Raw genomic sequence first — 12,481 nt, 5'->3', positions numbered from 1 at the left:
GCCTTTCACTAAAGGTGCTTATGAATTACAGCGACATTCCGAAGCGAATGCATACGGGACTCGGCACATCGAGCACCGTCCCGAGGGCAGTCAGCTCCCCGCTCTCCTCGTTAACGCGGAACGCCGCAATATTGCCGCTCTTCTGATTGGCCGCAAGCAAATACGAGCCATCCGGCGATAACGCAAAGTTGCGCGGCGATTGCCCGCCGCTTCCGATATGCTGAACGAGCGTCAATTCGCCGCTGCTCTGATCGACAGCAAACACCGCAATACTGTCATGTCCGCGGTTTGAACTGTATAAGAAACGACCCGATGGGGCAAGATGAATGTCCGCCGCATCGTTATAGGCGCCGAAACCTTCCGGAAGCGCAGAGACGGACCTGATTTCCTTTAGCGTCCCTTTCTCCGCATTCACCTGCAGCGTTGCAATCGTGGAATCCAGCTCATTCATGACATAAGCAAGCGGCAGCTCCGCATGGAACACCAGATGGCGCGGTCCTGCGCCGCGATGTACGGCACAGCTGCTATGCTTCGTTAGTGTTCCGTTCTTGCCGTCATAACGGTATACCAGGATCTCATCGATACCCAGATCCGCAACGCAGACGTATGCGGTGCCGGGAATCGGCACGATCGAATGCGCATGAGGCGCATCCTGCCTAGCCGCATTTGGTCCAAGCTCTCCTTCGTCATCCGCGACTGAAGCGGTTCCGGCCAGCTCTCCTTCTGCATTAAGCGGAAGCAACGCGACGTTGCCTCCCGTATAGTTAGCAACGAATACCGATTTGCCCGTTGCATCGAGGCTTATGTAACAAGGATGCGCTCCATGGGATAACGCTTTGCTCGTTTGTCCAAGCAGTCCGCCCGTAACCGGATCAATCCCATAGGCGATGACAGCGCCGCCAACCGCACCGTCAGTCGATTCCGTCTCGCTAACGGCGTACAGCTTGCCTCCTTGCGGATGCAGCGCCAAGTACGACGCATTCTCGGCATTCGCAATTGCTTCCGTTACTTGCAAGCTCCCTTCCGCCCCGTTGAACCGGCAGACCCTCACTGTCGTTTCGGCAGCGCCGCCGTACGATCCGATATACGCAATTCCTGAATACAGCTCATTTTGCAGCTTACTCATCCATTTCACATCCCTTTCGTCAACTTGCCAATAAAGTGAACATAGCACATGGTTACCGTTCGAACAATGACTTTTCAGAATATACTTCCCAAACCGATCCAAACCGTGTTATAATGTAAGCGCTAACAATTCAGGTGTTCACATTTCTGAAGGGGGACGATGGAATGATGAATTTAGCACTCAGCGAGAGGAATGTTTATGAGGATTTTGACTTGGAGTCGGATGTGCTGTACTTCAAGGTCGGGATTCAAGGACTCGTCAGCTTCCACGGCAGGAACTACAATATAAAGAAGAGAATGACTGCCGAGCTCATCACGCAACTCATCGGCAAGAGCAGCTTCTATCCGATCAGCTCCAACTGCTACATTAACCTCGGCAAAATCAAATCGATCTCAGGCGGCACCATCTACTTCGGAACGGACTGCTCCGAATCGAAGCAGCTTACCGTCAATCGCCGCAAACAATACGTCATTCAGCAGCTGTTCAGACAGCGTTCGGATGATAGCCAATTACGCCAGACGCCATGATCCATAACAAACCGCCTTATTTCCGTAAATGCGGAATAAGGCGGTTGTTTGTTGTGCCGCGTCCTGCTATTCTTAGGTTGAATATGACCGTTTCGCTTCACGACTCTATACATTTTTAGGAGGAACTTATGTCTACTCAAGGACAAGCATTCGAGCAATTATTTCATCAAGAGCCAGCCGTCTGGCTGAAGTGGGGCGCTTATGAAGCGGCCGTTCTGCCGGAGGTTGGCGCTAATCTCATCGCGTTCCGCGATACGAAGAACAACTACACCTTCCTGCGCGAGCCTGCAGCGGACGAAATGGAAAGCTTCAAAGCGAATCCCGGCATTCACGGCATTCCGGTATTATTCCCTCCGAATCGCTATGAGGATGGCACTTTCACTTGGAACGGCAGAACGTATCGATTCCCGGTGAACGAAGCGAAGACGGGCAACCATCTGCACGGCTTCTTCCATACGGCGGCATGGTCAGTGGAAGATTTCGGCGTAACGAAGACGGAGAGCTTCGTAGCGCTCAACATTTCAATCGACGAGAACCACCCGATTCATACATATTTGCCGCACAAATTCTCCATCAAGCTCCGTTACTCGCTTAGCGATCTTGGCTTGCATCAGCATGTGCTTGTCCATAACGAAGGCGAGGACGCTATGCCTTGCATGATTGCTTTCCATACGGCAGTCAATGCACCATTCGCGCCGAACAGCACGGTGGATGACTGCCGCTTCACGCTGACGACCGGCAAACGCTGGGAGCTTAACGAGCGCATGCTGCCGACCGGCAGCTATCAAGCGCTCTCCGCCGAGGAGGAAGCGATGAAGACGACTGGCCTGTCTCCAATCTGGGAGTCCATGGACAACCATTACACGAGCGAGCCGCAGAACGGCCGCAACGCGATGGAGCTTACGGATTCGCGCGAAGGCGTTACGCTCGTCTACGACGTGGGAACCGCCTACAAGCAATGGATGATCTGGAACAACGGAGCGACGCCTGGCTTCTTCTGCCCTGAGCCGCAGCTTAACTTGGTCAATGCGCCGAACGTCAATCTGCCAGCCGATCAGATCGGTCTTGTAACGCTTGAGCCGGGCGGCATCTGGGAAGAAACGAGCCGCTTGTACGTAAGATCGTAGTTCATGTAAACAAACAGGCTGCTTCAGCGTCCACCGTGACGCCTCAAGCAGCCTGCTCTTTTATGCCAAACTTTTGCGGAAAATAATAATAACCTCGTGCGCTTGGTATTTATCACGTAACTGCTCCTGCATAATCTTGCCGCTCGTATAATCCTGGGCAGCAATGCGTACGATCTCCCCATAGCTTGCATCCTTGGCAACCAATTCATAAGGCGTATAGCCGTTCTTCAAATAAAACCGCTCCACCTTGAGGTCGTCCGCAGCTCCGAGATCGATACGCCGATATCCTTGCTCATGAACGATACGTTCGAAGCTTGCGATCAGACTTGAACCGATCCCCGTTCTAGCGTATCGCTTCGACGTATCCAGATTAACCGCAATGCCCTGCAGCATGATCGTATCGTCCGCCCTGTCCGTCCTCTGCCCGTAACAAACGCCGATAACCTCTTCCCCGTCGAATGCCGCAATGTAATATTCGGGCGCTGCTGCAATTCTTTCGCCAAACCTTTCGAAGCTCTCCCTGTCCAAGTACTCGCACTGAAAAGCATGCACCCGGGGATATTCCTCCGCGCTAGGCTTCCTAATCTCAATACTCGTCAATTCTATGTCCCCCTATTCACCGGCAAGCATCCCCTCTAGCCGCGCCTTTACGCCGCCGTCGCCATACCAATCCTCGTCGATGATGCTATAGACCACATAATCGAGCCCATAGTATTTTTTGCGCAATACGCCTTCCCGCGCAGCGCCCAGCCGCTCGATCGCCCGCTGCGAACGGCTATGACTCGTTGTCGTTATCAGCTCTACGCGAACCGCTCCCCAAACTTCGAACGCTTGCGACAGGAGCAAATATTTGCATTCCGTGTTCACGGCCGTTCTCCATACCTCCGGCGTATACCATGTCCAACCGATATTCAAGTTGCGGTTCGCGCACGAAATTCGCAAATAGCGGGTCATGCCGACCAGTCGGCTGAGCTGCTTATCGTAGATCGCATAAGGAAACTGATCGCCCCGCTCCTTCTCTTCGATTGCTGCCTGCACGAAGCTCCTCATCTCGTCCAACGTCCGTATTCTCACAGGAAGATGTTCCCATATTTCAGGAAATCGCGAACATTCGAATAACGCCTCCGCATGTTCGGCCTCGAGCGGTATTAACGAAACTCTGTTTCCGTCAACGCGGGTAAATTGCATACCATCCCACTCCCTCGTCCTTCCAAATCTCACCATATTCATTTCGCTGCCGCTGCGTGTTATCCTTTACCCAAACTATGTTCGAATTGCCTTTGCATGAAAGGTGACTACCGTCGAAAAAGACTGTAAAATGGAAGCAGTGGTTCTCTCATGTCGAAATTCAGCGAAAGGAGATCCTGTTCATGAAAAGATTTTATTATACGTCCGCACTTTTAATCGTCCTAACTCTACTAACCCTATCGTTGCCGCAGCCTGTCGCCCATGCCGGCATGTTCGACCGTATTAAGGACATTTACAATACGCCGGAGAAGCTCGATGAGCTGCAGCAGCAATACTCCGATGCGCAGGCTTTGCTCGAGAACCAAGCCCAGAAGCTGGAGCAGTCTCTGATCGTTACCGAGCAGTTAACGCAGAAGCAAGCCGAGCTGACCGAACAGAACGAACAGTATCGCCTGCAAAACGAGGAGCTGCTCGCGCAGAACAGCAGCCTTCAAGCCGAGATGGAGCAGATGAAGCAGCAGCGACAATCGCTCATCGGCAAGCTCATTACGACGGCTGTCGTCATCGTGTCGCTTATTGTGCTTTACTTGGCCTCGGTTCGCATCTGGCGCTTCGCCGTATGGCGCAAGCAGAGAAACGCGGCGGCACGCGGAATTAGCGGATGAACATTACCGTCCCCGCCCAATACGGCCATGTACACGTAACGCTCGATACGGCGGACAAGCTGCATGTGCTGCATCCGAAAGCGATCATCGCTTATCAAGGACTGCCTCATCTGCGCGAGGATCGGTTCATGGATCTAGCCGGCCTGTACCGCAAGAAGAAGTGGATTCGTTCCCTGCTGAACGGGCCTTCCGAATTCGTGCTTGGCTTGCCTCCCGGCTGCTCGCTGGAGACGGTCGAGATCGATGAAGGCAGCGATCTGCTATTCGATCTGCGGCATATTATTTTTTTCTCGGAAGGCATGCAGATGAAGACCAAAATTCAGAAGATGAAAAACGCATGGATCACGCGCGAATTCGTCCGCATGCGGTTCTCGGGACCAGGCACGCTTGGCGTCATCACCTCCGGAGACGTGAAGGCGATTCAGCTCCATAAAGATCGACCGCTTTATGTGGAAGCCGGGGCGCTCGTCGCTTATCCCGAGCAGGCATCCATTAAGCTGTCCGTATACGGCAACCAGCTCGCCAGCCAGCATATGCAGGTGCAATGGGAAATAACCGGCAGCGGTCCGGTCCTCATGCAGACGGGCTCTCACGATGCCGACCTTGTACAGCAGTTGCAAAGCGGCGGCGGTATCGTGAAGCGCGTTCTCCGCGAACTGCTGCCGTTCGGCGGCGTATATATTAAATGAAAGGCTTGCCGTCACCCTTTGGGATAACGGCAAGCCTTTATTGTTTAAATGCCTCTGAACGAGAAGCGATGCGAATAGATGCGATTGGCGTACAGCGTATATTCCTTCTCCGGCTTCTGCCCCCAGCTGTCATGCCCGCCGACGCCCATTTGCTTATAATTGACGCGCACGACGGTTTTATGGCTTGCAGGCAGCTTATAGAAATGATCATGTGACTCAAGCTCGGAAGGCGTATATGGCAGGACGTTCAGTTCAAAATGCGGATGACCGGTCAGCTCAATGCCTTCGCCCCGTGCATTCGTTACGGAAGCGCTGCGTACATCCGTTTTGTTTCCGCATTCCTGCGGACGGATGTACGGAACTAGCTGATCCTTCACCTTGCCGGCGTAACGGCCGAGCTTGCCGCCCGTCTGGCGGTCCCAATACGTCTCGTCCGGCCCGTTGCCGTACCAGCTTACTTGATCGAACTCGCCAGGCATCGTGAACATCATGCCGACCTCCGGAATTTCCGGCAATCCTTTGCCCGGCTTCAACTCCTCGTACACGTCTACCGTACCGTCGCCGCCTACCGTGTAGACGATGCTTAATAACGACTCGCTTGTCGTCGGTAAGCTATAGCTGGCGCGCACTGTTGCTGAGCTTCTCGATAATTCCCACTCCAGCGCCGCAAGCGTTCGTTCTGCTCCCGCTTCACGCCAAGTGGCGCAGCGCTCATGATGTTTATTGCCGCGGTCGTTATCGGTGTAGGCGCGCCAGAAGTTCGGCGCTAACGCCGTCTGCAAGCGTTCCTTGCCATCCCATGCATAAGCGTTTAGGCTGCCCGTCGTCTTGTCGAAGCTCGCGCTGAATCGCTCACCCTCTATCGTCAATCGATCAGCAGATTCCAATACCGTCACGTTCTGCTTCACGGCTGCCTGACCAACGCTCGGAGCTGCCTTCGCCGGCAGTACGAACTGCTCGAACGCAATCTCATGTCCTGCCGTTGCCCAAATCGTATTTTCCTTCAGCAACAATTGAACGGTAAGCACTGCCTGCTCGGAAGCGTTAGCCAGCTCTGGCAATCGGTAGCCAATCGTGAGCGTCTCCTCCGTTTCGGGAGCAACTGCCGCAGACGCCGTTCCCTCTTGCACCGTGCGTCCATCGACCGCTACGCTCCATGCGAACGCATACTGGTCGAGCGAGCTGAACAGATGACGGTTCGTCACCTTGATCGTGCCTGCATGCAGGTCAACGGCCTCAAACTTCACGTTCTGATACACTTTCTTCACTTCTTGGAGTTTAGGCGAAACCGTCCGATCCGCGAAAATAAGGCCGTTGCCGCAGAAGTTGCCGTCATGCGGCGATTCGCCGAAGTCGCCGCCGTATTGCATCTTCACCGTGCCGTCTGCCTCCACGATCCTGATCGATTGATCGATCCAATCCCAAATGAAGCCGCCCTGAAGCACCGGATATTTCTCGAACATATCCCAATACACGTGCAAGCCGCCGCAAGAGTTGCCCATCGCATGGCTGTATTCGCATAAAATATACGGCTTCTTCGGATTGCTCAGCGCATAACGCTCCACATCCTGAGGCGAAGTATACATCTGGCTCTCAATATCCGAAGCTGCCTCCGACGGCCGATAATGGAAGACACCTTCGTAATGGACGATACGCGTAGGATCGGCCTGGCGCAAGAAAGCATGCATTTTGATAAAGTTGTCGCCGCCGAACGATTCGTTGCCGAGCGACCAGATGACGATAGAAGGATGGTTCTTGTCGCGCTGGAACATCGTATTGCAGCGGTCCAGCACGGCCTCCGTCCATTCGGGGCGGCTTCCCGGCACCGTATCCAGCAGCTCCTGCTGCCCGTAATGCCACGAGCCGTGCGTCTCCAGATTCGTCTCGTCAATAACGTACAGCCCGTATTCGTCGCACAGCCTATACCAGAGCGTATCGTTCGGATAATGGGACGTCCGGACGGCATTAATGTTATACAGCTTCATAAGTTCAATGTCCTTGCGCATGTCCGCTTCCGTTATCGAACGGCCGGTATCGCAGTTGAACTCATGGCGATTGACGCCCTTGAACATGATCCGTTTGCCGTTAATGCGCATGAGGCCATCCTTGATCTCGAAGCTGCGGAAGCCCACCTTGCAGCTAATGGTTTCTAGCAGCTCGCCGCTCTCGTTCTTCAAGCTAAGCACGAGCGTATATAGATTCGGCTGCTCGGCGCTCCACTTCAGCGGATTGCTTAGGCTTGCTCCAAGCTGAATCTCTTTGAGCTGCTCGCCGATTCGAGCAACGCTAACCGTTAGCGGCTCGGCCAGCGCAGGCTGCCTTGCTGCGTCATACAGCATGGCTTCAACGGTCACGTTAACCGAATCCGCTGCATAATAATCAAGCAGCTTCGCATCCACCACAAGCTCCGCATCGCGATAGTGCTCATCGAGCTGCGTCCGTACGAAGAAGTCATAAATATGGACATCTGGCGTCGTGTACAAATACACATCGCGGAAGATGCCGCTCATACGCCAGAAGTCTTGATCTTCCAGCCAGCTCGCGTCGCTCCAGCGGTATACTTCTACCGCGAGCTTATTGTCGCCCTCGATTAAATATGGAGTCAGGTCGAATTCCGACGGCGTGAACGTATCTTGGCTGAAGCCGACGAGCTCGCCGTTCAGCCATACGTAGAACGCCGATTCCACGCCTTGGAAGCTAATGAAGACCGGCTTCCCTTGCCAGTCCTTAGGCACGGAGAAATAGCGCATATATGAGCCAACAGGGTTATATTCGGTCGGTGCGAACGGCGCTTTTACATCCTCATTGCCATGCCACGGGTAGACCACATTCGTATATTGCGGGTAATCGTAGCCTTGCAGCTGCCAGTGTGCCGGAACGGCAATCTCGTCCCAGCCGCTATGGTCGTAATCGGCCTCGTAGAAGTTAGCGATACGCGCATCTGCATTTTTGGCGAAAGAAAACTTCCACTTGCCGTTCAGCAAGAAGCGGTTAGCGGATACCGCATGGTCACCCGCAAGCGCCTCCTCGATCGTATCAAATGGCATTAAAGACGCATGAGCGTCCATTCGATTCAATTGAAAAATATCCGGATTGTTATTCCACTCGGGATAACCGTTTGCCGGAGGGGAATAAACCAATTTTTTTCGCATTTATTTCGACTCCTCACTCTGAATTAGTAGAACTATATTCACATTATAAAACAATTGGATTCCAGTATTCCTTGCACAATTTTCATATTGCTTATAAAAATTTGAACATAATTGAATCGGTGAACTATTCTTTCGTCTCCGGGGCTGCCCAATATTTACCGCTAAATTTAAAGCGCTTTCTCTACTACTATGGAATAGAAGAACAATCCGCTTAAGAAAGGTTGAGACAGCATGAACGCTAGAATGAAACAGTTAACCTGCAGCGCCGCGCTTCTGTCTATTTTAATCGCAGCGCCGGGTATCGGCTCCGCCGCCTCCTACACCGTTCAGCCGAACGATTCGCTATGGCTGATCGCCACGAAAAACGGCGTAAACGTGGAGCAATTGAAGAAGCTGAACAGCCTTAACACCGACGAGCTCACGATCGGTCAGACGCTTCAAGTACCGAACCCGCCTGAAATTACTTTGGTAAAGGTGCAGCAGAACGATACGATGTGGAAGATTGCCCAGCGCCATAACGTCCCGCTTATCAAGCTCATTCGCGCCAATCCTCAGATCGCCAACCCTTATAACATATGGATGGGCTTGGACATCCGCATTCCAAAGAAGCCAGGCAGCTACTTAACGGGCGTCTTCCCTCTCAAGGGAGGCAGCTATACGCCCTTTACCAATACTTATGCGGACTCGCGGACTTGGTCTCCGGGCGGCGCCGCAGTGCGTTCGCACGAAGGCGTCGACATCTTCGCCGACAAAGGCACACCCGTATACAGCGCGCTGGGCGGCAAGATCGTCAAAGCGGCCTGGAACGAATACGGCGGCTGGCGCGTGACGGTACGCGTCGACGACAACACTGAATTTTATTATGCGCACCTATCCAAGTATGCGGCCGGCATTAAGGAAGGCGTCACCGTCAAGGCAGGGCAGCTGATCGGCTATGTCGGCAGCACGGGGTACGGCACGGAAGGAACGGAAGGAAAGTTTCTGCCTCATCTGCACTTCGGCATCTATAAGCTGAAACCGACTTATGCCCCTATCGATCCTTACCTCTACCTGAAGTGGTGGTCGCTGTGAGGCATCTCGCTCATTAGTGAGGTGAATCTCAGTAAGGATAGCTTAAAAGAATGTCCCCATAACTAATAATGAGGCAAACCCCACTCGCCATGAACCTAGGTTCACGAGCAGCGTGGTTTGCCTCATTATTTTTGTTCAAGCCATCGATTATGCTTGAAGTTTAGTGAAGTTTGTCTCGTTAAACAATGAGCTCCCTCACATGCCTGATAAAAGCTACAATGACAGCTGCCTCAAATTATAGAACTCGCCTTTGCCCGACATCAGTTCGTCGAACGTGCCGATCTCGGCTACGCGGCCGTCCTTCATGACGACGATTCGGTCCGCATCGCGGATCGTGGACAGCCGGTGCGCGACGATGAACGTCGTCCGATCCTTGATCAGCTCTTGCATCGCCTTCTGCACATGGAACTCCGACTCGTTGTCGAGCGCCGATGTCGCTTCGTCGAGCACGATCACTTTCGGGTCGCGGATTAACGCGCGCGCGATCGCTATCCGCTGACGCTGGCCGCCGGACAGCTTGCCGCCGTGCTCGCCGACCATCGTATCGAGGCCGTCCGGCAGCTTCTGGATGAACTCGGACAAGTTCGCCATCTCTACGACGCGATCAATATCCGCCTCGTTAATCTCTTTCAAACCGTACGTAATGTTGTCGCGAATCGTACCGGAGAATAAAATATTCGTCTGCGGCACGACTGCCAGATGCTTGCGGTAGCTGCGCAGGTCGATATCGTTCATATCGATGCCGTCGACGCGCACTTTGCCGCCGGTCGCCTGCAGGAAGCCAATCACGAGATTGAGCACCGTCGACTTGCCCGCGCCGGACGCGCCGACGAAAGCGATGCACTCGCCCGCCTTCACCTCCAGCGTTACATCCTCGAGCACATGATGCTCGCTGCCCGGGTAAGAAAGCTCGACGTTCTCGAAGGTGAACGCGCCGCGCACGTCCATCATTTTCATTTTGCCGCGATTGTTCTCAATGTCCGTAGACACTAATATTTCTTTGATCGAACGGATCGACTCGAGACCTTTGGCAATCTGAGGATAAATATTAATAAGACCGGTGACCGAAGCCAAAATCATCGAGAAAAAACCTTGATACATGACGACATCGCCGACCCGTATATCGCCCGTATACGCAAGATAAGCCGTGAACATTAAGCAAAGCACCTGGAAGATTTGGAACGTAACCCAGTTGGATGCGCCGAAATACGCTTCTACCAAGTCCAGTCGGTAGCCCTTGCCTTGAATATTGCGAAGCGTCGAATCGATGCGTGCAATCTCCACCTTCTCAAGCCCGTGCGCCCGCGTGACCGGTATCATCTCCACCATTTCCGATACGCGAGACGACATCTGCTCGATCTCCTTGCGGAATTCGCTGTTCGAGCGGCGTATCTTCCTGCGGAACGCCGTCACGATAGTGATCGACATCGGAATCGTAAGCACGAAGAAGAGCGATACGACCCAACTGCTCTGCAGCGTAATGACGAACGAGACGACGATATTGACGACCGCCGGAGCGAGCGCGATCATGAACTGCTTCGACATCGCTTCGACCGCTTCCACGTCGCGAAGTACCTTCGACTGCAGCTTGCCGGCCGGTAGCTCGCGATGCGAGTTGATCGACAACTGCTGGAGCTTGCGAACCATTGCGCTTCGAAGACCCGCCTCTACATGCCGGACGGCGCGGCTTAGAAACGATATGTACGCCGCGTGTGTCGGTATGTTTTGCAAAATAACGATGACCACCACGATGAAATTGATCCACATATCGCGCATCGAATGCGCCGAAGGATTCGTCGCGATATTGATGATATTCGCCGTGACGATCGGCAGTACATAGATCGGCGCGCTCTTCACCAGCAGAAAAACAAACGAAATGAGCAAATTGCCGAAGTTGCCCTTGTAAAGCGATAACAAAAACTGAAACGGGCTTGTTTCTTGTTCCAGCGCCGCGTTCTCGAACGTGCTGGCTAACCCTTTGCGTGCCTTGAGCTCTGCGGCACTCTCCGCCATGATCGTATCCACCTTCTGCAGCCCATAATTTCTATATAACATCTTATCCTGCTGACGCCCCCATCTTAACTCCTTACGGATGTTATGTAAATGTGCGGATATGCAAAATAGTTATGGTTTTTTGCTCATGCGATCAACGATGCTTATCCTTGTAATCTTTCGGCGTTAAGCCGACCATCTTCTTGAACAGCTTGTTGAAATAGACCGGATCGCTGTAGCCGACAAGTTGCGATATTTCGTAATTTTTCAAGCCGGGGTGATCGCTCATGAATTGCTTCGCCTTCTCGATCCGAATGCGTATTAGATAGTCGGTCAGCGTCTCTCCCGTCTCCTGCTTGAACAGCCTGCTTAAGTAGCTGCCGCTCATGCCCACCGTCTCGGCAATGCTCTCCATCTCGAAGTTTTTGTCGTACTGCTGCTCAAGTATCGTCTTCATCTGCTCAATGACATAATGCTCCTTATCTTTCGATAGATCTTGCGAAGACGATACATCGCCAAGCTGGTCTTGCTCCTTCGCGCTTTGACGTTCGTTCTTCAGCCTCACAAGCAGCTCGTACAACTGCGCCTTGTCGATCGGCTTGAGCAAGTAGTCCCTTACCCCTTGCCTGAGCGCCTTGCGGGCGTATTCGAATTCGCTGAAGCCGCTTAGCACGATCATCGCGATCGACTTGTCGCGTATATGTTCGATGAGTCGCAAACCGTCCATCATCGGCATTTTAATATCGGTAATGAGCACGTCTAGTTCTCCTGGAGAAAGCTTGGCGATATGCGTCCAAGCGTCCATTCCGTTGCTGAACGAACCGATCACTTGAATGTCGAGGTCCATTTTCAGCAAAATCTTCTGCAGGCCAAGCCTAATAAATTCTTCGTCGTCCACGATGATGATGTTCATGCCCATTCAGCTCCTCACTCGTAGTTTGAGC

General features: G+C 53.0%; 11 protein-coding genes. 5 read left to right on the top strand and 6 right to left on the bottom strand.

Annotated elements, in window-relative coordinates:
* Positions 1 to 25 precede the first annotated feature (25 nt).
* The gene (locus J2T14_RS12690) at positions 26 to 1,126 is read right to left on the bottom strand and encodes a lactonase family protein (protein ID WP_307202564.1); all 1,101 of its coding nucleotides are present in this window, start codon (positions 1,124 to 1,126) and stop codon (positions 26 to 28) included.
* A 164-nt stretch (positions 1,127 to 1,290) separates the two neighbouring features.
* Here J2T14_RS12690 and J2T14_RS12685 point away from each other — a divergent pair, with 164 nt between their 5' ends.
* Together J2T14_RS12685 and J2T14_RS12680 are read left to right on the top strand one after the other, a co-directional pair.
* Positions 1,291 to 1,653 carry a hypothetical protein gene (locus J2T14_RS12685; protein ID WP_307202566.1) on the top strand — a complete coding sequence of 121 codons (363 nt, stop codon included), beginning with the start codon at positions 1,291 to 1,293 and terminating at the stop codon, positions 1,651 to 1,653.
* Between the two features lie 128 nt (positions 1,654 to 1,781).
* Positions 1,782 to 2,780: an aldose 1-epimerase gene (locus J2T14_RS12680; RefSeq protein ID WP_307471279.1), complete on the top strand. Its 999-nt coding sequence runs from the start codon at positions 1,782 to 1,784 to the stop codon at positions 2,778 to 2,780.
* A 60-nt stretch (positions 2,781 to 2,840) separates the two neighbouring features.
* Here the strand turns inward: J2T14_RS12680 and J2T14_RS12675 are convergent, their stop codons facing one another.
* Together J2T14_RS12675 and J2T14_RS12670 are read right to left on the bottom strand one after the other, a co-directional pair.
* Positions 2,841 to 3,380, bottom strand: coding sequence for a GNAT family N-acetyltransferase (locus J2T14_RS12675; protein ID WP_307471277.1), 540 nt, complete (start codon positions 3,378 to 3,380; stop codon positions 2,841 to 2,843).
* Positions 3,381 to 3,392: 12 nt separating this feature from the next.
* Positions 3,393 to 3,968, bottom strand: a complete 576-nt coding sequence (locus tag J2T14_RS12670) for a GNAT family N-acetyltransferase (protein ID WP_307471275.1) — start codon at positions 3,966 to 3,968, stop codon at positions 3,393 to 3,395.
* Positions 3,969 to 4,150: 182 nt separating this feature from the next.
* Between J2T14_RS12670 and J2T14_RS12665 the strand changes: the two genes are divergently transcribed.
* A complete protein-coding gene (locus J2T14_RS12665) occupies positions 4,151 to 4,633 on the top strand; it encodes a hypothetical protein (protein ID WP_307471272.1) in 483 nt (160 codons plus the stop codon).
* The gene (locus J2T14_RS12660) at positions 4,630 to 5,322 is read left to right on the top strand and encodes an AIM24 family protein (protein ID WP_307471270.1); all 693 of its coding nucleotides are present in this window, start codon (positions 4,630 to 4,632) and stop codon (positions 5,320 to 5,322) included. The genes J2T14_RS12665 and J2T14_RS12660 overlap by 4 nt, the downstream gene beginning before the upstream one ends.
* A 44-nt stretch (positions 5,323 to 5,366) precedes the next feature.
* Here J2T14_RS12660 and J2T14_RS12655 read toward each other — a convergent pair whose 3' ends face one another.
* Complete coding sequence (locus J2T14_RS12655; protein WP_307471268.1) at positions 5,367 to 8,474, bottom strand: glycoside hydrolase family 2 TIM barrel-domain containing protein; 3,108 nt, start codon at positions 8,472 to 8,474, stop codon at positions 5,367 to 5,369.
* A 231-nt stretch (positions 8,475 to 8,705) separates the two neighbouring features.
* Between J2T14_RS12655 and J2T14_RS12650 the strand changes: the two genes are divergently transcribed.
* The gene (locus J2T14_RS12650; RefSeq protein WP_307471266.1) at positions 8,706 to 9,545 is read left to right on the top strand and encodes a LysM peptidoglycan-binding domain-containing protein; all 840 of its coding nucleotides are present in this window, start codon (positions 8,706 to 8,708) and stop codon (positions 9,543 to 9,545) included.
* A gap of 213 nt (positions 9,546 to 9,758) precedes the next feature.
* Here the strand turns inward: J2T14_RS12650 and J2T14_RS12645 are convergent, their stop codons facing one another.
* A complete protein-coding gene (locus J2T14_RS12645) occupies positions 9,759 to 11,600 on the bottom strand; it encodes an ABC transporter ATP-binding protein (protein ID WP_307471264.1) in 1,842 nt (613 codons plus the stop codon).
* Between the two features lie 91 nt (positions 11,601 to 11,691).
* Entirely contained in the window at positions 11,692 to 12,450 is a 759-nt protein-coding gene (locus tag J2T14_RS12640) for a response regulator transcription factor (RefSeq protein ID WP_307471261.1), read from the bottom strand.
* Positions 12,451 to 12,481: the final 31 nt, after the last annotated feature.

It is taken from the genome of Paenibacillus harenae, from assembly GCF_030812415.1.
GTDB classification, from domain to species: domain Bacteria; phylum Bacillota; class Bacilli; order Paenibacillales; family Paenibacillaceae; genus Pristimantibacillus; species Pristimantibacillus harenae_A.
This window is presented reverse-complemented; position numbering and strand designations above follow the sequence as displayed.

Coding starts and splice junctions, on each gene's coding strand:
- J2T14_RS12665 (WP_307471272.1), top strand. CDS start 4,151: ATGAAAAGATTTTATTATACGTCCGCACTTTTAATCGTCCTAACTCTA.
- J2T14_RS12640 (WP_307471261.1), bottom strand. CDS start 12,450: ATGAACATCATCATCGTGGACGACGAAGAATTTATTAGGCTTGGCCTG.
- J2T14_RS12650 (WP_307471266.1), top strand. CDS start 8,706: ATGAACGCTAGAATGAAACAGTTAACCTGCAGCGCCGCGCTTCTGTCT.
- J2T14_RS12645 (WP_307471264.1), bottom strand. CDS start 11,600: ATGTTATATAGAAATTATGGGCTGCAGAAGGTGGATACGATCATGGCG.
- J2T14_RS12670 (WP_307471275.1), bottom strand. CDS start 3,968: ATGCAATTTACCCGCGTTGACGGAAACAGAGTTTCGTTAATACCGCTC.
- J2T14_RS12660 (WP_307471270.1), top strand. CDS start 4,630: ATGAACATTACCGTCCCCGCCCAATACGGCCATGTACACGTAACGCTC.
- J2T14_RS12690 (WP_307202564.1), bottom strand. CDS start 1,126: ATGAGTAAGCTGCAAAATGAGCTGTATTCAGGAATTGCGTATATCGGA.
- J2T14_RS12685 (WP_307202566.1), top strand. CDS start 1,291: ATGATGAATTTAGCACTCAGCGAGAGGAATGTTTATGAGGATTTTGAC.
- J2T14_RS12680 (WP_307471279.1), top strand. CDS start 1,782: ATGTCTACTCAAGGACAAGCATTCGAGCAATTATTTCATCAAGAGCCA.
- J2T14_RS12655 (WP_307471268.1), bottom strand. CDS start 8,474: ATGCGAAAAAAATTGGTTTATTCCCCTCCGGCAAACGGTTATCCCGAG.